Below are 21,918 nucleotides of genomic sequence, written 5' to 3' on the forward strand. Positions count from 1 at the left end.
GGGAAGCGGTCGATGTGTTTGGCAATCATGGCTTGTGCGGTTTGCTGGAAGAAGGTGCTCATGGAAAATCCCCTAAATGTCTTGGTGGGAATTTAGGGGATTTTGGGGAATTTTGCAAAGGTCTCAGGACGGTCTGCCGACCCGGCGCACCAATGCGCTGGGCCATACCTTCGGTTACCATTACGACAAAGCCCGCCGCTTGGTCGGCCTCACCAATGAAAACGGTGCGCGCTACCGTTTTGCCTACGACGTCCTCGACCGCCTGATTGCCGAAAGCGGCTTCGACCATAAGCTGACCGGCTACCGCTATAACGCCGGCAACGAGCTGGTCGAGCAGCGCGAATTCGGCGACGATGCTTCCCTCGCCGCCAAACTGATGGCGCAACTGGGCGGACAGCCCGTCCCCAAAAAAGACGCCGCCCCGCTTTCAGACGACCTCGACAGCCAAACCCCGCTGCGGATTACCGAGTTCAAACGCGATGTATTGGGACGCTTAATCCACACCCTTGCCCGCGATAACGACAAGGTTCAGGAAACCGCTTACCAATACGACCCGAACGGCAACCTCGTCCGCGCCGCCAACCGCCAAAGCATCACCTGCTTCGACTACAACGAAAACGGCCAACTCATTGCCCGGCACCAATGAAAGGTGTCGTCTAAAGAAGAGAACGCCCGAAACGGTTTGCCGACAGCCAAAGCGGTTACGGCGCGGAAGAGATTGCCAATGTGCTGGATCAGCTGGCGTTTGCCTACCATTTTTACGGGCACACAGGCGAGGCATACCAGCAGAACTTGGCGGACAACGGCATCACCCTGTCGGTCAAAATCAAAGAATTGGAATTTGACCGACAGGCAAGTTGTCGGAAGGCTGTATGTTGATTTTGGAAGTGGAACAGAAGAAAGGGGACAAGCAGTTTACGCTTTCGCCTGTGCCGTTAAACGAGATCATTCATTTTATGCAGGACACTTGGCGGTATTGCTGATGCAAAAAGGACGGATTGAAAACCCGTCCTTTTGTTCTGTCGGCTGTTTTTCAGGCAGCCTGCACTATTCAAGGCTACCTGAAAATTCATTTCTAAAATATAGTGGATTAAAATAAAAATGAGACAAGGCGGCAACGCCCGTCGTGTACAGATAGTACATAAGGGCGTTGGTAACGCCGTATCGTTGCAATTTTAATCCACTATAAAAGCTCATTCATTCAATGCTGCCAATCTCGCCCGAACTTTTGCAGCCGCATCTTCCGTGCTGTTGCCGACGATAACATTTTGCTTGTCGTCGAAATACTGAACGGCAGGGAGGTCGCGCAGGAAGCTGTCAATATCTTGTTCGGTCAGGAAACGGCCGTGCATATCCCAGCCGACATTGAGGGCACGCCCTTTGACGGCGGCCATGCGGTCGTGCAGATGGCCGTAGAGGTGGTATAGGCCGTGGTGGATGCCGTCCCATTCGTATAAGGGATAGTGGCACAAAATCGCGGTATTGCCGATTTCGGGCAGTTTGAGCCGCAGGTAATGGCTGGCGGACGAGAGCAACGGATGGCCGTCGGCTTTGCGCGTGTTGAGGAAATGTGCTTCGTTTTGCCGAATCAGGTAGTCGTGGTTGCCGTAAATCAAATGGTGTTGCCCGTTAAGCCGTTGCAGCACGGCTTCGATGTGTGCGGGCTTTTTGGCAAAGCAGACATCGCCGAGGTTGTACACAGTGTCTTGCGGGGTAACGACGCGGTTCCAGCAGTCGATCAGGTATTCGTTCAACTCGTCGGCGTTATCGCTTTGCAGGCGAAATTGCGGGCAGTATCGGGCGATGTTGGGATGGGAGAAGTGCCAGTCGGCTGTGAAATAGGTTTGAGGCATGGGATACTCGGTTTCTGGTCATCTGACAATGAAAAATAAGGTGCAGGCTGCTTTAGAGGTCGTCTGAAACGGAGTTGGGGCGATAAAAAGCAGCCTGCACTTTTTTTGCCCGCCTATCTGCCGGTCAATACCAACCGTTGGCAGAAGGCTTCCCAATCGGCAAGGGGCACAACGCGTTTGCCGTCTGCTAACCGGTGCACATCGGAAGCGCAGGCGGTGTGCCAATAGGTGTAAAACGGTAGTTTGGCGATGTCGGCTTCCAATACGGCAGGAGCGTTATTTTGTCCTGGCGTATGCACAATCGGCAGGCCGAAATAGCTGTATTGGCCGTCTACGGCTTGGTTGTCTGTGTGGTCGGTTTGGCAGCGGTGTTTACCGGTACGGACAAACCGGCGGCAGAATGCGTTCCAATCGTGCAGAAATACGGCGGCTTGCCCGTCTATCAGGTTTTGGGCGGAACCGATGCTGCTGTCCCGCCAAAACGGGTAGAACGGCAATTCGGCGATGTGGTGCTCCATGACGACCGGACAATCGCCCTGTCCTGCCGGCCGCATTACCGGAACGCCGAAACAGGCGGTTTCAGGCAAGGCATGTGCAGGCTGCATGAAGGTGTTTTGCAGGATAACGGCCGCTTCTGCAGGGTCAATACCCAAACTGTCTATGGCAGGCTGCAAGGTTGCAGGCAGGTCGCAAAAGCAGCCTGCACCTTCCGGCAGGCAGTACACCGAGTTGTGCGTATGGGCCAGCGGTGCCGCCCATAGGGTAACGGGCGAGGTGCGGATTCGGCTGCCTGCGGTAAAACGTCCCGAACCATCTTGGACGACTGTGCCGTACACCACGGCATACTCGGATTTGCCGGGCGTGTGGTGGCGCGTGAAGGTCCAGTCGGTAAGCTTGCAGGAGATGAGGGTGCCGTCGTGGAAATGTTCGGATGGGATGGGGTTGGCGGGGGTGTTGGGCATGGTTCATTCCTTGAAGGGCGGTTTCAGGTAGCCTCAAACATAGGCCGCAGGCACGGCAACCAAATTCTCCGCCAACCAGATTTTTTGCGGGTACTGGTTGATGATCGTGCCGTGGGCGATGCCCAATTCGTTTGCCGGCAGCGTGTTGCGCAGCAGGTTGAAAGCGGCGGCCATTTTTTTATTGGGATTGGCGGTGGCTTTGATTTCAACGGGGTACAGCATCTGCTGGTGTTCGATCAGTAGGTCGATTTCTTTTTGATTGGTGTCGCGGTAAAAATAAATCGGCGGTTCTTGGCCTTGGTTGTGGAAGGATTTGATGATTTCGCCCACGACAAAAGTTTCAAAAAACTGCCCGCTCTTGGCTCCGTTTTGAATGGTTTCCGGCGTCAGCCATTTGGTCAGGTAGGCCATCAGACCGGTGTTCAGCATATAGACTTTCGAGGTTTTGATGGCGCGTTTGAGGTGGTTGTTGCCATAGGGTTGCAGCAGATAGACGATGCCCGATGTTTGCAGCACGGTGAGCCAACGCTTGACGGTATCCACCGATACGCCGATTTCCTGGGCCACGCTGCTGTAATTCAATAATTCCCCGCTGCGGGCTGCAATAGCAATCATGAACCGAGTGAAATTGCCGCTGCTGCCTACATTGACCAATTGGCGCACGTCGCGTTCGATATAGGTGGCGACATACGACGCATAGTAAACCTGCCAGTCGGTTTCGGGCTGCTCGTATAAGCGCGGCATATCGCCGCGGTGGATAATCTGCCAGATATTTTCGTGTTCGGGCAAACTGGATACGGGGTTTCGGTCGGCCAAATAGCCTTCGTCCGGCACAAAGGCCGTCTGAAAATCATCGCCGCGCATTTCGCGCCACGACAATCCGTTTAATTTCAATACCGCAATGCGCCCGGCCAGGCTTTCGCTGACGTTTTGCATCAACTCAAAAGCCTGCGAATCGGACAGCAGATACAGGCCGTTCTGCTTGCGCCGGTCTATATCCATTTTCACCTGGGGGAACAGCTCGGGGGCGTATTGGACTTCGTCCACAATCAGCGGCGGCGTGTGGTTCAATAAAAACAGTTGCGGCTCGTTTTTGGCTTGGTCGAGCAGCAAGGGATCGTCTAAGGTAAGGTATCCGTATTCGGGCGCAATGTGCTGAAGCAGCGTGGATTTGCCGACCTGCCGCGCACCAGTCAGCAACACGGCGGGAAATTGGGCGGACAGCTTTTGCAGAACGGGTTGCAGGTGACGTGGGTAATACATAACAAAATCCAGTTTAATTTAAGACATAATCTTAGGTTAAACTGGGTTTTTGCGCAATACTTCTTGATTTTGTGTGGTGATGATGCCGTAGGCTGCACCGCGAAACAGCCGCCATATACACTCCTCGTTATACAGGCGGACATAGTCCTCGGGTGTGATGCGCCACTCATTCTGGCTGTTGGGCAGGTCATCAACAATGGAGACCGGGCTGCATGAAACGGTAGATTCTCCAGCTGTACAAAAGTTACGTAAAGAGTTGACATCATTGAGCAATCAGCGAGAACAACAGGAAGTAGCTGCTGATGGTGACGCCTACAGGTACGCTACCCAGACTGAAAAAGAACCGCTCGTTCCAGTTAGGCAAGCTGACCGACAAAGGCACGTCTGTACAACTGCTGAAACTAGAACATGCTCTTTCGCAGCTACAGAGCATTTTTGACGTGGTTCAGATGGCGCCAAGGGGGTGAGCTTATGGAGTACGGCACACAAGCCTCCCTGCTTCAACCAAACTCAACAGAACAGCAACGGATACTACGTTCGATCTGTGTCGACATCAATGTAGTCTTGGAAACGGTACAAGGAACCCAAAATCCTTCCCATAATCTACTACACCCAGCCAAAGATATTCAGTCCCGTCCTTCCCAAACGCCATCGGTATCTCGACCCCCAACTACAACCCTGACGACTATTGGTGGAATCAATATTAACCAAACCGCCAGCTAATAAAACAAGCCGCCCTGATTTGGGTGGCCTTTTTGTCATCGGGTGGAGAGATACATCTCACGAATCTGCTCTTAGGTGGGTTTGGTTAAACCCCATGGTCATTGACACAGTGCAGGATGAATTTATTGCTTCGGCAAACATAACGCTCCATCCACCAACTTGCATATATTTCCATGTCGGCGTATTCGACCATTTCCCTTTTTATCATCAGCCCACCTACCAACCCGACAGCCATCGAGCCAAACCCGATGGGAGAAAACAAGCTTCGCCCTCGCTCGGTTGAGACCGAGCTCAGAGTATGCCGACGGGCTTCTTATCGAATCCCGTCTCGCCAACCCGACGGCCATCGGTTCAACCCCGATGGAAGAAAACCAGCTTCGCCCTCGCTCGGTTGAGACCGAGCTCAGATTATACCGACGGGCTTCATACCGAATCCCATCTCGCCAACCCAAAGGCCATCGTGTCAAACCCGATGGAAGAAAACCATTTCAAAATTCCAAAATCACCGATGTATATATACTATATATGATATATATATTCTTATAATAGGTATTTATATTATATATATAAATATAAGTATGCGCTTTAAACAAAAAAAGCAATCTCTATAACACATCTTAACTCCACTTTCCCCAGACCTATAATTTCAAAAAATTTGGGAGGTAAAACAATAAAAGTTTTACCTCCCGAGAAAAATTTTTCCGGAATCTTCATATATCGCTCATATTTTTTCAGAGTCTCTTCCTCCAAACGGTCGAGCAACAGTGAGCACATAACCAGTCACCAGCCGCGCCTGCCCTTCCAGCTGCGTATCAATCGCCATATCCTCGCGAACCATCAGTAGGTGCATGACAAAATCGTAGTGCCATTCGCTGTTGTGGTGGATGCTGTATTCCAGACTGCCTGAAACGGTTTGCCCGTCTTCGGCCAGCACAAGGTTAAATTCAGCTGTGGCGTTTTCCAGCGGGTAGATGGCGAGGTTTTGATTTTTTCGGACATAAGAAAAGCCTTTAAACGTTGATTAACCCTAAGATAAAGAGTAGGTTTAATTGTCGTTTAAAGGCTAGGGGGAAAACCGCTGTATCCATGCCCATTCTTCGTTGTACAGGCGGACATAGTCCTCAGGCGTGATGCGCCGCTCGTTTTGGCTGTTGGGCAGGTAATCAAAAATATAGGCGAAATCGGCCACGGAAACCTGCGCCAGATTGCAGTTTTGCTCAAACTGTTTGGCGCTGACTTGGTGCTGCCTGAAATTGCTGAACAGCGTGCCGCCGACAAAGGTCCAGCCGTTGATTTGCACGGTTTTGCCCGCGCGCAGATAAGGTTCGTCGCGCAATTGCAGGCGCACATCGCTCATGTTTTCATGATAATAATCGTGATTGCCAAGCACAAAAACATAGGGCTTGCCCGCCTCGTTGCAGGCTGCCTGAAACTGCCGCATGGCGGCCAAACCGTTGCCGAAATCGCCGGCGTGGGCAATCACATCGGCTTCGGGATGAAGGGCATAGGGGCTGCCGTGGGTGTCAGAAAGGAGCTGTATTTTCATATAGATATGGTTTCAGGTAGGCTGCAACGGGAGATGGGAAACGGTTCGCCGGTATTGTATCATTCCATCTGAAACCGTTTGACACGATTGGCGCCGAGTATCGGCGTTGATGGTTCACGCTCATCAATCATTCATAGAAAGTCCTCTTAATGCCGACACGCACCGTCCAACTCAACTACATTTCCGATATCCATCTGGAATGGCTGTTCGACAAACGCGGGCTGCTGCAAACCGATGTACTGGACGCAATCTACCGCCCCCTGTTCCGCTGCAATAAGCAGCCTGCAACGCAACACAATCTGTTGATGATTGCCGGCGATTTGACCGAGGCCAGGAAGTTCCACTATTTCGTGCCGTTTCTGGAAAGCGTGATTGCCGACAACGGCTTTGACCGAGTGTTTTATGTGATGGGCAACCACGAATATTACGGCGATGCCCTACATAAGGCAGTCGGACGAATTCAGGTGGCTCTGGAGGGCAGCCCGATGCTGAAGGCGCACATGAGCATCCTGCATAATCAGTGTGCGATTCTCGACAACGGGCGCGTGCAGATTATTGGCGCACCGTTTTGGTATCAGGTGGCGCATGGGGACGAATATGCGGTGGCGCAAAGGTTGAGCGATTACCGCTACATCAAGGTCAAACGTGGCAATCGTTACGCCAAGCTGTTGTACCGCGATGTGCTGGCGGCACATCATCAAAGCGTTTGCTTTATCGAAGACACGCTGCGTGCCAGCCCGTCCGGCGTGCAAAACATCTTGTTCACCCACCACCCGACCAGCCGCCTGTTCGGCGATGCCGACCTGGGCTACGGTACGGTACTGCCTGCACAGTGGGCGGAGGATGCGGAAATCGGGCTACCTGAAAAGCTTGCAGCCTGCATTCACGGCCACGCCCACCAACACCTGCCCGTTTGTTATGCCAACGAATACGGCATTCCAACGGTGAGCAACACCATCGGCTATTATCAGGAAGAGTTTAAGCCCGACAGCCCGGCGGGACAGCAGCAAATCAAAGACGGGCTGCCGTTTTTGATGGTGTGAACCAGGCAGCACATCAAAGCGACAAGAGGGATAGTTTGCCATCCCTCTTTTTTTTCTGCATCATCAAATCAAAATCAACCGTGTCATTGATACTTTCGGCTGCTGCCTGAAGGCTGAATGGAGCCGTTATTCTGCATGCTCAAAGATACCGATAGACGGAAATCTATCTATTCTATTGATAATATTAAACAATCCATTGACTCATTGAATAAAAACAAATATTGCGGGTAATGAAAACAGTATCAACGACGGAAGCATCTACAACGGACCCAGGTACTCTCCGGTCTTTAGGGGAGTGCTGCCGGTCGTTGGTATGCATCATCACCTCTTGCTTAGGTTTTATCTTTCACTGAGTGAAAGAACCAGGTCCTTGCAATCATCTTTCAGCCAAGCAAAGCTGTCTGCCTCAATACCCCTTTTGATTGCGGACTTGGTCTCGGCAATATGCCCATTGCCCATCGGTATGATTTTCTGCATCGATGCAGATATGCTGTGAGCAAACCTTAAAGTGACTTTAACCCGGCATGCATCCCAGTAGTTGCCGGTGGTGGTACAGATATCGTTTGCACCGATGTGCGGACCTGATTTTGTCAGCCACCGATAAACCAGGTCCGGATAACGCCAGCGATACCTACATCGGCGCACAGGATATTGGAACCCTGTCCGCTCAATCGGTGCTTGATTAGGCTCAACAGATGGGAAAGTGTGCCTGACCAGGTTCTCCGTTTAGTGAGTTTTACTAAGCTCTCGGGCATAAACCTCTTAAAAAAATATCAATTCATTGATATTTAATGTTATTTTTAGTTTATATTAAAAACCATGCTGCGCTCATCATTAACAGAACCTAGTTCCATTACATGAATACACTTGCGGCCATCGTACTTTTTATAGGGATAATCAGCTACGCCAATCCAAAATGACCTGTTATCCACTCAGTGAACCAGGGCTTTTCCAAGTTTCAAACCGCCATATGGTTTGCCGATATTCATCCTACTTTGAGAATGAGCTGAAAAAATTTTAGGGCTTTTTGCTGCTAATATAGTTGGTACCGATATAGGCAATAGATACGTACCTGACATTGTTGCTTATCCCAACGGTAAATCACTCGCCCCGACGCAGTGTGGAACACAATCTGCCGTGGACAATGGATTAACTAAGCCGCTAAAAGGCGAACTTTAACTTTGGAGAAAAAAATGCAAACAGAAAGCCGACTCAGGTTGCCTGAACTACCACATGGTTGGTTACGGTACTACGGCCACTTACTACAAGTCCTAATTACTCATATGGAGGATTGAATATGTTGAACCAAATCCAGTTAAAACGTTACGCCGAGTTGTCAGGCTATACAGAAAAGGCTTTAAGGGACAAAATCAGCACCGGCGTTTGGGTAGAGGGACTCCACTACTACCGTGCACCCGACCGCCACATCTTAATCAACGTAAAAGAGGTAGAAAAATGGCAACGAAACGAATGCCAACCGGCTTAGTTATTCGCGACCGTAGTATCAAAATATGGTTCATGTATCAGGGTAAACGATGTTGGGAAAGCCTGCCGCTTAAGCCCACCACCGCCAACATCCGGCACGCCACCAAACTCCGGGAAGAAATATCTACCCGAATCGCCATCGGCGTATTCGATTATGCCGAATTCTTCCCCAACTCCAAACGGGCGGAAAAAACGGAGCGCAGCCCCACTTTCCGTGAGATGGCCAAAGCCTGGCTAGCCACCGTTAACCAGCTATCCCACTCCACCCTATCCCGCTATCGCGGCATGCTCAACAGCCACGTCCTGCCCAAAATTGGCGACATACCGATAGACCGTATTCAATACAGTACCCTAGCCGGGCTGCTGGCTACCTTAGACTGTAGCGCAAAAACTCGCAACAACATCGCCACCGTTATTCGGCAGCCGTTTGTTCTTGCGCTCCGCGACGGTAGGATAAAAGACAACCCCGCCCAGCATCTGGCCAATGCCAAAGTGCAGAAAGAGCCGCCTGACCCGTTCACGCTCGAAGAAGCCGAAGCCATTCTAGGCTACCTGAAAAATGAACCTGTGTTTCACAATTACTTCGAGCTGGCCTTTTTTAGCGGTATGCGTACCAGCGAGCTCATCGCTCTCACTTGGCAGGACATCGACTTCCAGAGGCAGTGCGTGCGCGTGAACAAAGCATCCGTGGCTGGCAAGCTGAAAAGCACCAAAACCCACAGCTATCGAGACATCGAGCTCAATAGCCGCGCCTTGGAAGCTTTACGTAGGCAATGGCAAAGAACAGGACTCGCAAGCGGATACGTTTTCATCAATCCGAAAACTGGCAGCCCATTTGAGAACGACAAAGTGCCGTGGAGACCTTGGCAGCACGCCATAAAAATAGCGGGGGTAAGGTACAGGAAACCCTACAACACCCGCCATACATTTGCTACACTCAACCTCATGGCCGGAGCTAACCCCATGTGGGTAGCCCGTCAGATGGGACACAGCACTATGAAAATGCTACTTGAAAACTATTCCCGCTGGATTGACTTGGCCGACAAGCAGCGTGAAAAGTCCAAAATCGAGCAGCTTTTTGGTGGGAAATGTGCCAATGGTGTGCCAAAAAACACAGAAATGGAGATAAGTACAGGATACTTATCGGATATCTTGGTGGAGGCGGGGGGAATTGAACCCCCGTCCGAAAGTCCTCTACAGAGCGTTCTACATACTTAGTCGTGTCTATTTAAAATCTCGTTCCTATCATGCCGACCGACAGGCCTTCTAGGAACCAGTTACCTTAAATCTTATTTCCCGCCAAGTAACCCGGCGGAAAACCAGTCAATGTAGAATGACGTTGCGGTAGCTTGCGCTACACAGCCCATTGACCAACTGCTGCAACGGCAGGCCTTAAGCGGCCAGTGCGTAAGTTTCGTCGTTTGCGACTATTTAGATTCAGTGTTTTACGGGAAATCTGAGACCCCGGTATGCCCGCATCTGCTTTGCAACCCCCGTCGAAACCAAGATCGCCCCCAGATGGGAAACGTGATTATACGCATATCAGGCTGTTTTGCCAAGCAGAACGGGCACAACAAAGGTCGTCTGAACACGCAAATCATGCTTTCAGACGATCTTTCGCCTTATTCGATTATTGCCGGTAAGTCTGCAAGAAGCGTTCGAGTTTGCCCATGGCTTCTTCGATTTGGTGGGTGTACGGCAGGGTAACGATGCGGAAATGGTCGGGGCGTATCCAGTTGAACCCGGTTCCTTGGACGAACAAGACTTTTTCGCGCACAAGCAGGTCGTAGATGAATTTCATGTCGTCATGGATGCCGTACATTTCGGTGTCGATTTTCGGGAACATATACATCGCGCCCATCGGTTTGACGCAGGAAAGTCCGGGAATTTGGTTAATCAGTTCCCACGCTTTATTGCGCTGCTCCAACAGGCGGCCGCCGGGCAGGATAAATTCGTTGATGCTTTGATAGCCGCCCAAAGCGGTTTGGATGGCGTGTTGCATGGGCGTGTTGGCACACAGGCGCATGGAGGCGAGCATATCGAGACCTTCGATATAGCCTTTGGCATGTTCTTTCGGGCCGTTGAGCACCATCCAGCCTTGGCGGAATCCGGCAACACGGTAGGCTTTGGAGAGGCCGTTGAAGGTGATGGTTAACAGGTCGGGCGCGAGCGCGGCGATGTGGTGGTGTACCGCGCCGTCGTAGAGGATTTTGTCGTAGATTTCGTCGGCGAAGATGATCAGACCGTGTTTGCGCGCCAATTCGGCGATTTCGAGCAGGATTTCTTTGCTGTACACCGCGCCGGTGGGATTGTTGGGGTTGATGACGACGATGGCTTTGGTTTTGGGCGTGATTTTGGCTTCCATATCGGCAAGGTTGGGAAACCAGTCGTTTTCTTCGTCACACAAATAATGGCGCACCGTACCGCCCGCCAAAGTGGCGGCAGCCGTCCACAGCGGATAGTCAGGCGCGGGAATCAGTATTTCGTCGCCGTCGTTCAAAAGCGCCTGCATGGACATGGTAATCAGCTCGGACACACCGTTGCCGATATAAACGTCGTTGACCGAAATATCGCGCAGACCTTTAGTTTGATAATAATGAACGATGGCCTTGCGGGCGGAATACAGCCCTTTGGAATCGCAATAGCCCTGCGCGGTCGGCAGGTTGCGGATTACGTCCACCAAAATTTCATCGGGCGCTTCAAAGCCGAACGGCGCAGGGTTGCCGATATTGAGCTTGAGGATTTTATGACCTTCTTCTTCCAGTTGTAGGGCTTTTTTGTGCACAGGGCCGCGGATGTCGTAGCAAACGTGGTCCAGCTTGGACGATTTGGGAAATTTCTCCATGATGTGTGTTCCGTAAAATTGTTAACAATGGGAGTAAATGTACTCCGTTTACAGGCGGAAAGAAAGTATTTTATGCAACTGAGAATAGGTCGTCTGAAACCGCATTTCAAATTTCAGACGACCTTTATTACATCCCTATTCCGCTTTCAATACATACTTCCCGAAATATAGTAAACTTGCCGTCAGTTTTCCTTTCCTCCTTCCTGTCATGTTCCCCATTATCCCCACCGACCGCGCCGCTGCCGAATGGCGCAACGAAAGCACGCAGAAGCCGCCCAAGCAGGCGGTTTATGTGCATGAAAGCAATGCCGCCGATATTCTGAAAAACGCCCACGCCCAAACGGCAACCGTTTGGACGGGCGATTTCCACAACGCCAAGCAAGTCTTGGCAGCGATGAAAAAGCGCGTCCGCAGGTCGTCTGAAAAAACAAAAAACGCGCCTGCCGATATTCAGACGGCCTTCCACACCCACCGTATGAAACAGGCGCAGCAAAGCCGCGTGTTGAACATGCTTGCCGTCGAAATCGGCACGGGTTTTCAATTAAGCAACCCGCGTGCGCCCGACGTCCGCGCCGCCCTTGCCGATGTGTATGCCGAGCCGAACGACGCGCCGTTTTTGCTGCCGCTCAACCAGCTTTTGGGTTTTATCGGCGCACACGAATGGCACAAAAAAGGCATAGACATTCCGCAGCTTGACGGCAAAATCCACGTCCCCTTCGGCGTATTCTCGCCCCTGCGCGGCGAATATTTGGACTTAATCGCCCAAGCACCGTTGAATCCCCATATTCAGACGGCGTTCGACATCGGCACAGGTTCCGGCGTTATCGCCGCCATCCTCGCCAAACGCGGTATTCCCGAAATCACCGCCACCGACACCAACCCCAAGGCCATCGCCTGCGCAACCGCCAATCTCGCCCGCTTGGGGCTGGACAAACAAGTCGTCGTCCAAGCCGTCGATTTGTTTCCCGAAGGACGCGCCGACCTGATCGTCTGCAACCCGCCGTGGCTGCCCGCCAAACCGACTTCCGCCGTCGAAACCGCCCTCTACGACCCCGGCAACGCTATGCTGACCGCCTTCTTAAACGGCGTGCGGCAGCATTTAAATCCACAAGGCGAAGCGTGGTTAATCATTTCCGACTTGGCGGAACATCTGCACTTACGCGACCGTGATTTTCTGGAACAATGTTTTCAGACGACCTCTTTAGAAGTGGCCGATATTCTGAAAACCAAACCGCGCCACCGCAAAGCCGCCGACGAATCCGACCCGCTCGCCTTCGCCCGCAATCGGGAAACCACTTATCTCTATCGTTTGAGAGCGAAGTCCTGATATACAATTAGGTCGTCTGAAACCCACACCCGCCATTCCCATGCAACTGATCAAATACCTCCAATCCCAAGGCATAGGCAGCCGCAAACAATGCCAGTGGCTGATTCAAAACGACTGTGTCGAAATCAACGATACGGTCTACAACGACGCCAAAGCCGACATCGATCCCGCCGAAGTCCAAACGCTGCGCATAGACGGCGAAGACATCGTCGTCGTACCCATGCCTTATTTTTATATCCTGCTCAACAAACCCGCCGATTACGAAACCTCGCACAAACCGCAGCAATACCCCAGCGTTTTCAGCCTTTTCCCCGACCATATGCGCAATATCGACATGCAGGCGGTCGGCAGGCTGGATGCGGATACGACGGGCGTTCTGCTGATTACCAACGACGGGCAGTTCAACCACCGCGTTACCTCGCCGAAACACAAAGTGCCCAAAATCTACCGCGTTACCCTGAAGCATCCTGCCGATGACAGCTTGTGTGAAACGCTGAAAAACGGCGTCCTGCTGCACGACGACAACGAAACCGTCCGCGCAGCCGAAGCCGTTTTGGAAAATCCGACCACCCTGCTGATGACCATTACCGAAGGCAAATATCATCAAGTCAAACGTATGGTCGCCGCCGCCGGCAACCGCGTCGAACACCTCCATCGGGACGAATTCAACGGACGAACGGTAGAAAATTTAGCCTCAGGGGAGTGGAAATTCATCACAGTTTGAAAATTTTGAAGTTTTTTCAAAAAAATTTTAACCATTATGATTTTTTTTATTTGTTTTAAAACATGATGATATGATTGTTAAGATGTCATTAACCAAACTTAACGCCATCATTCGTGAACTATTATATAATTCGCGTGTCTGAGTAACACTTGCTTCGAGAGAAGTGAGTAAGTGAGTAAGACGTTTTCCCCGTAATGTGTTTGGCCATCTATACTTTTCCCCTTAGTATAGATGGTTTTTTTTATCTGCAATTTTCTCAGCCCTTCCTACCGTATAGCTCCCTTCCCTTAATCAGGCAAATAGAGTGGACTGGTAAAACAAATTATTTTATTCACAGACTGATGCCGAATGCCTGTTTGCTTAGCTGGATATAGTTCCGGGTAAAGGTTAAGCGAGACTGGCCTATAAAGCAGCGAAAGCGGAGAAAAATTTACAAGACATGGAAAGAACCTTGGATAATGCCGCAACTGTTGCCTAAAACCAATATAAGGAGATAACAATGGGGCACAATATGATGACCACCCAAAAATGGTATGAGCATATTACTAATGTAATCATAGGCAATACTGCTAATTTCAATAGCGGTTGCCTTGACTCTATAGATTATGTAGATGAAAGAAAAGGCGTTCCGCTTGCAGCTATGCAACATATTTTCATGGACGTTAGAGCTGCAGCTTCCCATGCCTATCTATTTGAACATGATCTTAAGAAATTCAAGCAATATGCTTATGTTGCAGGAAAGCTGGGAGTTTTGCTGAGTGTAAATTCTACAGACCCTGAACCCTTCTTTTTTCCCTGCGATATGCTCAACATTCAAAATCCGATGTTTCTGATGCTGATGAGCGACAGCCCGCAGCTGCGTGAGTTTCTGGTGCGCAATATCGACAACATCGCCAACGATACAGAAGCCTTCGTAAACCGCTACGACCTCAACCGGCATATGATTTACAATACTCTGCTGATGGTGGAAGGTAAGCAGCTTGAACGTTTGAAACAACGTAGCGAGAAAGTCTTGGCGCACCCCGCACCTAACAAATGGCTGCAAAAGCGGTTGTACGATTACCGCTTCTTCCTCGCTTTCGCCGAACAGGATGCAGAGGCGATGAAGGCCGCCTTAGAGCCGCTTTTCGATAAAAAAACCGCGCGTATGGCTGCCAAAGAAACATTGTCCTATTTCGATTTCTACCTGCAGCCGCAAATCGTTACCTACGCCAAAATCGCATCCATGCACGGTTTCGATTTAGGCATAGACCACGAAATCGCACCGAGGGATTTGATTATTTACGATCCGCTACCGGCAGACGAATACCAAGACATCTTCGATTTTATGAAACAGTATGACTTGTCTTACCCGTATGAATATCTGCAGGATTGGATTGATTACTATACGTTCAAAACCGATAAGCTGGTGTTTGGTAACGCGAAGCGAGAGTGAGCCGTAAACCTCTGAGCACCTGTTTTATAGATTTCAATTTTGCAAAGTACTCATTCAATCCTACAAACAGGAGGTCATCATGTTAATCAAAAAAGGCTTGCTTTCTACTTTGTCCATTGCACTGATAATGGGTTTTTCCGCCCAAACTGCCGATGCAGACACCCACAAACGCCGCCATCCGCGAACTCAAGCCGAACATGGCAAACTGCACCCCGCCTGCAAAAAGTACCTTGACCGCCGCGCTGCATGGTACGAATACAAAGGCAACCGTGCCGAATTGAAAGAAAACCGAAAAGCCCGCAAAGCCTTCCGTGAGCTACCCTATAAAGAACAACGCATCCAATGCCGCGCCGCTTACGAAGCATTTGATGATTTCGATCACGGCAAATTCCGCCGTTAACAATCATACCGGCAAAGGTCGTCTGAAAACGGGTTTTTATTTGAGAAAACCTGTTTTCAGACGACCTTTTGTTATATTCCCGGAATACAGTTTCCCCTATAATTCCGACTTTCCAGCCCCTATACTACCACCCGCCCCATGACCACGGACTTCGACATCCCCCTTTTCCTCAAAAACCTGCCCAACCTGCCCGGCGTATACCGTTTTTTCGACGAAGGCGGCAACGTCTTATACGTCGGCAAAGCGGTTAACCTCAAGCGGCGCGTGTCCGGTTATTTCCAGAAAAACGACCATTCCCCGCGCATCGCATTGATGGTGAAACAGATTCACAACATCGAAACCACCATTACCCGTTCCGAAGCCGAAGCCCTGATTCTCGAAAACAACTTCATCAAAGCCCTGTCGCCGAAATACAATATTCTTTTCCGCGACGACAAAAGCTATCCTTACCTCATGCTCAGCGGACATCAATATCCGCAGATGGCGTATTACCGCGGCACGCTGAAAAAGCCCAACCAATACTTCGGCCCCTATCCCAACAGCAACGCCGTGCGCGACAGCATACAAGTCCTGCAAAAAGTCTTCATGCTGCGTACCTGCGAAGACAGCGTGTTCGAACACCGCGACCGCCCTTGTCTGCTTTACCAAATCAAACGCTGCACCGCGCCCTGCGTCGGACACATCAGCGAAGAAGACTACCGCGACAGCGTGCGCCAAGCCGCCACTTTTCTCAACGGCAAAACCGACGAACTGACCCGCACCCTACAACACAAAATGCAGACTGCCGCAGCCAACCTGCAATTTGAAGAAGCCGCCCGCTACCGCGACCAAATCCAAGCGCTCGGCATCATGCAGAGCAACCAGTTCATCGACAGCAAAAACCCGAACAACCCCAACGACATCGACCTGCTCGCGCTCGCCGTTTCCGACGGCCTCGTCTGCGTACACTGGGTCAGCATACGCGGCGGGCGACACGTCGGCGACAAAAGCTTCTTCCCCGACACCAAAAACGACCCCGAACCAAACGGGCAAGATTACGCCGAAGCCTTCGTCGCCCAACACTATCTGGGCAAAAGCAAACCCGACATCATCATCAGCAACTTCCCCGTCCCCGACGCATTGAAAGAAGCCTTAGAAGGCGAACACGGCAAACAAATGCAGTTCGTGACCAAAACCATAGGCGAACGCAAAGTCTGGCTGAAAATGGCGGAACAAAACGCACAAATGGCGATTGCACAACGCCGCCTGCAGCAAAGCAGCCAGCAACACCGCATCGACGAGTTGGCAAAAATCCTGAACATGAATTCAGACGACCTCAACCGCCTCGAATGCTTCGACATCAGCCACACCCAAGGCGAAGCCACCATCGCCTCCTGCGTCGTGTACGACGAACAAAACATCCAACCCTCGCAATACCGCCGCTACAACATCACCACCGCCAAACCCGGCGACGACTACGCCGCCATGCGTGAAGTCCTCACCCGCCGCTACGGCAAAATGCAGGAAGCCGAAGCCAACGGCGAAGCCGTCAAATGGCCCGATGTCGTATTGATTGACGGCGGCAAAGGACAAATCGGCGTCGCCGTATCCGTATGGGAAGAACTCGGGCTGCACATCCCCTTGGTCGGCATCGCCAAAGGCCCCGAACGCAAAGCCGGCATGGAAGAACTCATCCTTCCGTTCACCGGCGAAACCTTCCGCCTGCCGCCCAACAGCCCCGCCCTGCACCTCCTGCAAACCGTGCGCGACGAATCACACCGCTTCGCCATCACGGGGCACCGCAAAAAACGCGACAAAGCCCGCGTTACCTCATCCCTCAGCGACATCCCCGGCGTGGGCAGCAAACGCCGCCAAGCCCTACTCACCCGCTTTGGAGGCCTGCGCGGCGTCGTTGCCGCCAGCAAAGAAGATTTGGAACAAGTCGAAGGCATCAGCAAGGCATTGGCGGAAACCATTTACGAGCATCTGCATTAAACGACGGGATGAATAAAGCAAGAGGTCGTCTGAAAAGTTTTCAGACGACCTCTTGCTTTACATTACCCTACCAAATCCCCAACCAGTTTTCTTCCGATTTTGAGTTTCCGCGTCCTTCTTGTACCTCGCGTTCACCCCTTCGGAAATCCCACGGAGCTTGCGGATTTTTACCGCTCCACAAACCTTTACGTTTTTGTTTTGCCTGCTTTTGGCCGGCGGCGTAATCGGCATAGGCGGTTTTGCTTTGCTGTTTTTTGGCATAGCTGTCGTAATGCCATGCCGCGCCGTCGCGCAGCTGCATAAGGTTCAAATCGGTTGTCCCAACGGATACCTGCGCAACTTCGCGTTTGTAGCGGTCTTTTTCGAATACGCGTACTTTCACTTTTTTGCCGTCGGCTTCGGCAATCAGGTTGTCACGCGAACGCGTACCGTATGCCTGATTGATCTCGGGCGCGTCGATATACGCCATGCGGATTTTGTGTTTTGCACCGTCTTCGTCGATGACGTGAAGGGTATCACCATCGTGGATTTTGGTGATTTTTCCGTGATAGGTATAAGGGGCTTTTTTGTATATGCCAGTCTTGCTTTGTTCGTTTTCAGACGACTTTGACCTGATTATATCGGTCAGTAGCGCACCGACGGACTCTAAGCCGAAATGACGGCTGTCTGTAATATCGGAAACAATCTGAACGCTTGATCGGATAAGTTCGGTATCGCGTGAGCCGTAACCCAATGCGCCCAATACGGACAGGAAAACGGGCAGCCATTTGAGCATGGTAGTGGTCTTCATAATTTGAGAATGATAAGGTCGTCTGAAAACCGATATTGGTTTTCAGACGACCTTCGTTGTTTATTGCCTTTAATTTTGTCCGGGCTTGATGACTTTGGCGCCCTGCTCTGTTCCTAAAATCAACAAATCCGCGGCGTTACGGGCGAAGATGCCGTTTTCGACAACGCCGGTAATTCGGTTGATTTCATCTTCCATAGTCAGCGGACGGTCGATATTCAAGCCATAGACATCGACGATTTGGTTGCCGTGGAAAGTGGTGCAATCCAAGCGCAATTCAGGTTGCCCGCCCATTGCCAAAAGTTTGCGCGACACCAGCGAACGCGCACCGGGCAATACTTCTACGGGCAGCGGGAATTTGCCCAAACGCGATACATATTTGCTCTCGTCGGCGATACAGATGAATTTATCGGACGCGCTGGCGACGACTTTTTCGTTCAGATGCGCGCCGCCGCCACCTTTAATCATTTGCAGCATATGGTTCACTTCGTCCGCGCCGTCAACATAGACAGCCAGCCCCATCACATCGTTCAGCGATACTTCGGGGATGTCGTATTGCGCCATCAATTCGCTGGACTTTTTAGAAGTCGAAACCGCGCCTTTGATTTTTTTGCCGCTTTTGCCCAACGCTTCAATAAACATATTCACGGTCGAGCCTGAGCCGATACCGATGTATTCGTTTTCAGGTACGAATTCCACCGCTTTCTCGGCGGCAATGCGTTTCAATTCATCTTGAGTAGCCATGATTTCTCCTTAATGGGATGTCGGTTGATGGGCATATGTTAACATTTTCATGCCGTTTGTGCTTGCCTGCTTACGCTTTTTCCAGCAACACCGCCGCCTGCGCCTCGATGGCTTCCATGCGCCCCAGATAGCCGAGCTTTTCGTTGGTTTTGCCTTTAATGTTCACACAGGTCGTCTGAATGCCTAAATCAGCGGCAATGTTGGCGCGCATGGCGGGAATGTGCGGCGCGAGTTTGGGCTTTTGCGCAATGATGGTCGTATCCACGTTCACAACGTGCCAGCCTAAAGCCTGCACGCTCTTATACGCTTCGCGCAACAATACGCGGCTGTCGGCATCTTTGAACTCGGCAGCGGTATCGGGGAAATGGCTGCCGATGTCGCCCAAGCCCGCCGCGCCGAGCAATGCGTCGGTAATCGCGTGCAACAGCGCATCGGCATCGGAATGACCGAGCAGGCCTTTTTCAAACGGGATGTTTACGCCGCCGAGAATCAAATCGCGGCCTTCGACGAGTTGGTGGACATCGTAGCCTTGTCCGATACGGATATTCATGTTTTGTCCTTTTTTCAATGTCAGGTCGTCTAAAAACCGTTTTTCAGACGACTTCATATTTAAATGTCTAAATCCGATATTTGAGCGGCCTCCTGCCTGATTGGCCATCAACATTTACTTGGTACTTTCACTACTTACACAAGCAGCAAAATGAATTGCCGATAGATAGGCTATAAATACTGTTTTGCGATAAGGATTGATTCAAATCGGAAAAAAGGCAGGAGGTTTTCAGACGACCTCCTGCCCGTAATATACCGAATCAGCGCTCGATTTGCGATACGTCGCGCACCGCGCCTTTGTCGGCGGAAGTCGCCATGGCACCGTAGGCGCGCAGGGCGGCGGAGACGTAGCGGTCGCGGTTTTCCGGTTTCCACGCTTTGCTGCCGCGCGCTTCCATTTCGGTTCGGCGTTTTGCGAGTTCTTCGTCAGACACTTTCAGGTTGATGCTGCGGTTGGGGATGTCGATTTCGATGGTGTCACCTTCGTGCACCAAACCGATGGCGCCGCCTTCCGCCGCTTCGGGCGAAGCGTGGCCGATGGAGAGGCCTGATGTGCCGCCGGAGAAGCGTCCGTCTGTTAAGAGGGCGCAGGCTTTGCCCAAGCCTTTGGATTTCAGGTAGGAAGTCGGGTACAGCATTTCTTGCATGCCTGGGCCGCCTTTGGGGCCTTCGTAGCGGATGATGACGATGTCGCCGGCGACGATTTGGTTGCCCAAAATGCCTTCTACTGCGGCTTCTTGGCTTTCAAACACGCGGGCGCGGCCGGTGAATTTGAGGATGCTCTCGTCCACGCCTGCGGTTTTCACCACGCAGCCGCGTTCGGCGATGTTGCCGAACAAAACCGCCAAACCGCCGTCTTGCGAGTAGGCGTGTTCGACGTTGCGGATGCAGCCTTTTTCGCGGTCGAGGTCGAGGGTTTTCCACATGCGGTTTTGCGAGAACGCTTGTGTGGTGCGCACGCCGCCGGGTGCGGCTTTGAAGCGTTCGATGGCGTGGGTGTTTTCGGGATTGGTCACGTCCCATTTTTCGATCGCGTCTTTCAGCGTCGGCGCGTGGATGGTGTACACGTCGGTGTGCAGTTTTCCCGCTTTGTCCAGTTCTTTCAGGATGGCGAAGATGCCGCCGGCGCGGTGCACGTCTTCCATGTAGTAGTCGTGGTTGTTGGGCGCGGTTTTGCAGATGCAGGGCACGACGCGGCTTAAGCGGTCGATGTCGGCCATTTTGAAATCCACGCCCGCTTCATTGGCGACGGCGAGTAAGTGCAAAATGGTGTTGGTGGAGCCGCCCATGGCGATGTCCATGGTCATGGCGTTTTCAAACGCTTTTTTGGTGGCGATGCTGCGCGGCAACACGGTTTCGTCGTCTTGCTCGTAATAGCGTTTGGTGATTTCGACAATCATACGGCCGGCTTCGAGGAACAATTCTTTGCGACCGGCGTGGGTGGCGAGGTAGGAACCGTTGCCGGGCAGGGACAGGCCGAGTGCTTCGGTCAGGCAGTTCATGGAGTTGGCGGTGAACATGCCGGAGCAGGAGCCGCAGGTCGGGCAGGCGTTTTGTTCGACCTCTTCGACTTGCTGGTTGCTGACATTGTCGTCCGCCGATTCAATCATGGCATCAATCAAGTCCAAGCGGCGTTCGGGCTGGATGTTGGCCACGCCGATGACTTTGCCCGCTTCCATCGGGCCGCCGGAAACGAAGATGGTCGGGATGTTCAGGCGCATGGCGGCAATCAGCATGCCCGGAGTGATTTTGTCGCAGTTGGAAATGCACACCAACGCGTCAGCGCAGTGGGCGTTGACCATATATTCGATGGAGTCGGCAATCAAATCGCGGCTGGGCAGAGAATACAGCATGCCGCTGTGTCCCATGGCGATGCCGTCGTCGATGGCGATGGTGTTGAATTCTTTGGCGATTGCGCCGGCTTTTTCAATTTCGCGGGCAACCAGTTGGCCCATATTGTGCAGGTGGACATGGCCGGGCACGAATTGGGTGAACGAGTTGGCAACGGCGATGATGGGCTTGCCGAAGTCGGTTTCCATCACGCCGGTGGCGCGCCACAATGCGCGCGCGCCCGCCATATTGCGGCCGTGGGTGGAAGTTTTGGAGCGGTAGTCTGGCATTTTGCATTCCTTTATTCATATAATGAGGCCGTATCTAACAGGCAGGCTTCGCATTCTGAAATGCGCTGAAATGATTGCCTGCGGCCTATAAAAATAGTTTGGTATTTTATACCAATTATGTTTGGCAAAGAACCGCTA

The 21,918-nt window shown here is 51.7% G+C and carries 19 protein-coding genes, 1 other RNA gene and 2 pseudogenes; 11 read left to right on the forward strand and 11 right to left on the reverse strand.

Going from position 1 to position 21,918, the window contains the following annotated elements; translation table 11 throughout:
* Nucleotides 1-199 precede the first annotated feature (199 nt).
* The 3 genes and pseudogenes from DBY90_RS07360 to DBY90_RS13335 all read left to right on the forward strand — a co-directional run.
* A pseudogene (locus DBY90_RS07360) lies at nucleotides 200-643 on the forward strand (RHS repeat protein); the annotation flags it as partial.
* Nucleotides 644-726: 83 nt separating this feature from the next.
* Complete coding sequence (locus DBY90_RS13330; RefSeq protein ID WP_234405115.1) at nucleotides 727-879, forward strand: hypothetical protein; 153 nt, start codon at nucleotides 727-729, stop codon at nucleotides 877-879.
* On the forward strand, nucleotides 842-1,099 hold the full coding sequence (locus DBY90_RS13335) for a hypothetical protein (RefSeq protein ID WP_209283190.1): 258 nt from the start codon (nucleotides 842-844) through the stop codon (nucleotides 1,097-1,099). Before DBY90_RS13330 ends, DBY90_RS13335 begins: the two co-directional genes overlap by 38 nt.
* A gap of 94 nt (nucleotides 1,100-1,193) precedes the next feature.
* Here the strand turns inward: DBY90_RS13335 and DBY90_RS07370 are convergent, their stop codons facing one another.
* The 5 genes from DBY90_RS07370 to DBY90_RS07395 all read right to left on the reverse strand — a co-directional run bounded on the left by DBY90_RS07370 (nucleotide 1,194) and on the right by DBY90_RS07395 (nucleotide 6,347).
* Nucleotides 1,194-1,853 (reverse strand): phosphoesterase, encoded by a 660-nt coding sequence (locus DBY90_RS07370; protein ID WP_070490963.1) that lies wholly within the window; start codon nucleotides 1,851-1,853, stop codon nucleotides 1,194-1,196.
* Nucleotides 1,854-1,966: 113 nt separating this feature from the next.
* Complete coding sequence (locus DBY90_RS07375; protein ID WP_199904705.1) at nucleotides 1,967-2,815, reverse strand: hypothetical protein; 849 nt, start codon at nucleotides 2,813-2,815, stop codon at nucleotides 1,967-1,969.
* A 33-nt stretch (nucleotides 2,816-2,848) separates the two neighbouring features.
* Entirely contained in the window at nucleotides 2,849-4,078 is a 1,230-nt protein-coding gene (locus DBY90_RS07380; RefSeq protein WP_107986918.1) for an ATP-binding protein, read from the reverse strand.
* A gap of 1,444 nt (nucleotides 4,079-5,522) precedes the next feature.
* On the reverse strand, nucleotides 5,523-5,735 hold the full coding sequence (locus tag DBY90_RS12845) for a hypothetical protein (protein ID WP_141743812.1): 213 nt from the start codon (nucleotides 5,733-5,735) through the stop codon (nucleotides 5,523-5,525).
* Nucleotides 5,736-5,864: 129 nt separating this feature from the next.
* Nucleotides 5,865-6,347 carry a metallophosphoesterase family protein gene (locus DBY90_RS07395; protein ID WP_234405116.1) on the reverse strand — a complete coding sequence of 161 codons (483 nt, stop codon included), beginning with the start codon at nucleotides 6,345-6,347 and terminating at the stop codon, nucleotides 5,865-5,867.
* Between the two features lie 149 nt (nucleotides 6,348-6,496).
* Here DBY90_RS07395 and DBY90_RS07400 point away from each other — a divergent pair, with 149 nt between their 5' ends.
* From DBY90_RS07400 to DBY90_RS13665, 3 genes and pseudogenes are all read left to right on the forward strand, one after another.
* Nucleotides 6,497-7,390 carry a metallophosphoesterase gene (locus DBY90_RS07400; protein ID WP_070490969.1) on the forward strand — a complete coding sequence of 298 codons (894 nt, stop codon included), beginning with the start codon at nucleotides 6,497-6,499 and terminating at the stop codon, nucleotides 7,388-7,390.
* A 1,297-nt stretch (nucleotides 7,391-8,687) separates the two neighbouring features.
* On the forward strand, nucleotides 8,688-8,876 hold the full coding sequence (locus DBY90_RS07405) for a hypothetical protein (RefSeq protein WP_003782610.1): 189 nt from the start codon (nucleotides 8,688-8,690) through the stop codon (nucleotides 8,874-8,876).
* Nucleotides 8,877-8,908: 32 nt separating this feature from the next.
* A pseudogene (locus DBY90_RS13665) lies at nucleotides 8,909-9,886 on the forward strand (tyrosine-type recombinase/integrase); the annotation flags it as partial.
* A gap of 142 nt (nucleotides 9,887-10,028) precedes the next feature.
* On the opposite strand, the gene ssrA reads toward DBY90_RS13665, so the two are convergent.
* Both ssrA and DBY90_RS07425 read right to left on the reverse strand, forming a co-directional pair.
* Nucleotides 10,029-10,391: a transfer-messenger RNA gene (ssrA, locus tag DBY90_RS07420) on the reverse strand.
* A 114-nt stretch (nucleotides 10,392-10,505) separates the two neighbouring features.
* Nucleotides 10,506-11,720, reverse strand: coding sequence for a pyridoxal phosphate-dependent aminotransferase (locus DBY90_RS07425; RefSeq protein WP_070490971.1), 1,215 nt, complete (start codon nucleotides 11,718-11,720; stop codon nucleotides 10,506-10,508).
* 208 nt (nucleotides 11,721-11,928) lie between these two features.
* Here DBY90_RS07425 and DBY90_RS07430 point away from each other — a divergent pair, with 208 nt between their 5' ends.
* The 5 genes from DBY90_RS07430 to uvrC all read left to right on the forward strand — a co-directional run bounded on the left by DBY90_RS07430 (nucleotide 11,929) and on the right by uvrC (nucleotide 17,580).
* Nucleotides 11,929-13,047: a methyltransferase gene (locus tag DBY90_RS07430; protein WP_107986922.1), complete on the forward strand. Its 1,119-nt coding sequence runs from the start codon at nucleotides 11,929-11,931 to the stop codon at nucleotides 13,045-13,047.
* Between the two features lie 40 nt (nucleotides 13,048-13,087).
* A complete protein-coding gene (locus tag DBY90_RS07435) occupies nucleotides 13,088-13,771 on the forward strand; it encodes a 16S rRNA pseudouridine(516) synthase (RefSeq protein ID WP_039405933.1) in 684 nt (227 codons plus the stop codon).
* A gap of 499 nt (nucleotides 13,772-14,270) precedes the next feature.
* The gene (locus tag DBY90_RS07440) at nucleotides 14,271-15,206 is read left to right on the forward strand and encodes an immunity 49 family protein (RefSeq protein ID WP_070490976.1); all 936 of its coding nucleotides are present in this window, start codon (nucleotides 14,271-14,273) and stop codon (nucleotides 15,204-15,206) included.
* Nucleotides 15,207-15,285: 79 nt separating this feature from the next.
* On the forward strand, nucleotides 15,286-15,606 hold the full coding sequence (locus DBY90_RS07445; protein WP_070490978.1) for a stress response protein: 321 nt from the start codon (nucleotides 15,286-15,288) through the stop codon (nucleotides 15,604-15,606).
* 138 nt (nucleotides 15,607-15,744) lie between these two features.
* Nucleotides 15,745-17,580: an excinuclease ABC subunit UvrC gene (uvrC, locus tag DBY90_RS07450; protein ID WP_070490980.1), complete on the forward strand. Its 1,836-nt coding sequence runs from the start codon at nucleotides 15,745-15,747 to the stop codon at nucleotides 17,578-17,580.
* 67 nt (nucleotides 17,581-17,647) lie between these two features.
* Here uvrC and DBY90_RS07455 read toward each other — a convergent pair whose 3' ends face one another.
* From DBY90_RS07455 to ilvD, 4 genes are all read right to left on the reverse strand, one after another.
* Nucleotides 17,648-18,370: a thermonuclease family protein gene (locus DBY90_RS07455; RefSeq protein WP_070490983.1), complete on the reverse strand. Its 723-nt coding sequence runs from the start codon at nucleotides 18,368-18,370 to the stop codon at nucleotides 17,648-17,650.
* 69 nt (nucleotides 18,371-18,439) lie between these two features.
* Nucleotides 18,440-19,111: a ribose-5-phosphate isomerase RpiA gene (rpiA, locus tag DBY90_RS07460; protein WP_070490985.1), complete on the reverse strand. Its 672-nt coding sequence runs from the start codon at nucleotides 19,109-19,111 to the stop codon at nucleotides 18,440-18,442.
* A gap of 70 nt (nucleotides 19,112-19,181) precedes the next feature.
* Nucleotides 19,182-19,661 carry a 2-C-methyl-D-erythritol 2,4-cyclodiphosphate synthase gene (gene ispF / locus DBY90_RS07465; protein WP_039856019.1) on the reverse strand — a complete coding sequence of 160 codons (480 nt, stop codon included), beginning with the start codon at nucleotides 19,659-19,661 and terminating at the stop codon, nucleotides 19,182-19,184.
* 259 nt (nucleotides 19,662-19,920) lie between these two features.
* The gene (gene ilvD, locus DBY90_RS07470) at nucleotides 19,921-21,780 is read right to left on the reverse strand and encodes a dihydroxy-acid dehydratase (RefSeq protein ID WP_070490987.1); all 1,860 of its coding nucleotides are present in this window, start codon (nucleotides 21,778-21,780) and stop codon (nucleotides 19,921-19,923) included.
* Between the last annotated feature and the right edge of the window lie 138 nt (nucleotides 21,781-21,918).

It is taken from the genome of Neisseria mucosa, from assembly GCF_003044445.1.
GTDB classification, from domain to species: Bacteria; Pseudomonadota; Gammaproteobacteria; order Burkholderiales; family Neisseriaceae; genus Neisseria; species Neisseria mucosa_A.

What these genes read in the sequence shown, in the direction of transcription:
- DBY90_RS07455 (WP_070490983.1), bottom strand. Translation starts at nt 18,370, where the DNA reads ATGAAGACCACTACCATGCTCAAATGGCTGCCCGTTTTCCTGTCCGTA.
- DBY90_RS07380 (WP_107986918.1), bottom strand. Translation starts at nt 4,078, where the DNA reads ATGTATTACCCACGTCACCTGCAACCCGTTCTGCAAAAGCTGTCCGCC.
- rpiA (WP_070490985.1), bottom strand. Translation starts at nt 19,111, where the DNA reads ATGGCTACTCAAGATGAATTGAAACGCATTGCCGCCGAGAAAGCGGTG.
- DBY90_RS07400 (WP_070490969.1), top strand. Translation starts at nt 6,497, where the DNA reads ATGCCGACACGCACCGTCCAACTCAACTACATTTCCGATATCCATCTG.
- uvrC (WP_070490980.1), top strand. Translation starts at nt 15,745, where the DNA reads ATGACCACGGACTTCGACATCCCCCTTTTCCTCAAAAACCTGCCCAAC.
- ispF (WP_039856019.1), bottom strand. Translation starts at nt 19,661, where the DNA reads ATGAATATCCGTATCGGACAAGGCTACGATGTCCACCAACTCGTCGAA.
- ilvD (WP_070490987.1), bottom strand. Translation starts at nt 21,780, where the DNA reads ATGCCAGACTACCGCTCCAAAACTTCCACCCACGGCCGCAATATGGCG.
- DBY90_RS07395 (WP_234405116.1), bottom strand. Translation starts at nt 6,347, where the DNA reads ATGAAAATACAGCTCCTTTCTGACACCCACGGCAGCCCCTATGCCCTT.
- DBY90_RS07445 (WP_070490978.1), top strand. Translation starts at nt 15,286, where the DNA reads ATGTTAATCAAAAAAGGCTTGCTTTCTACTTTGTCCATTGCACTGATA.
- DBY90_RS07430 (WP_107986922.1), top strand. Translation starts at nt 11,929, where the DNA reads ATGTTCCCCATTATCCCCACCGACCGCGCCGCTGCCGAATGGCGCAAC.
- DBY90_RS07440 (WP_070490976.1), top strand. Translation starts at nt 14,271, where the DNA reads ATGGGGCACAATATGATGACCACCCAAAAATGGTATGAGCATATTACT.
- DBY90_RS07405 (WP_003782610.1), top strand. Translation starts at nt 8,688, where the DNA reads ATGTTGAACCAAATCCAGTTAAAACGTTACGCCGAGTTGTCAGGCTAT.
- DBY90_RS07435 (WP_039405933.1), top strand. Translation starts at nt 13,088, where the DNA reads ATGCAACTGATCAAATACCTCCAATCCCAAGGCATAGGCAGCCGCAAA.
- DBY90_RS07370 (WP_070490963.1), bottom strand. Translation starts at nt 1,853, where the DNA reads ATGCCTCAAACCTATTTCACAGCCGACTGGCACTTCTCCCATCCCAAC.
- DBY90_RS07375 (WP_199904705.1), bottom strand. Translation starts at nt 2,815, where the DNA reads ATGCCCAACACCCCCGCCAACCCCATCCCATCCGAACATTTCCACGAC.
- DBY90_RS07425 (WP_070490971.1), bottom strand. Translation starts at nt 11,720, where the DNA reads ATGGAGAAATTTCCCAAATCGTCCAAGCTGGACCACGTTTGCTACGAC.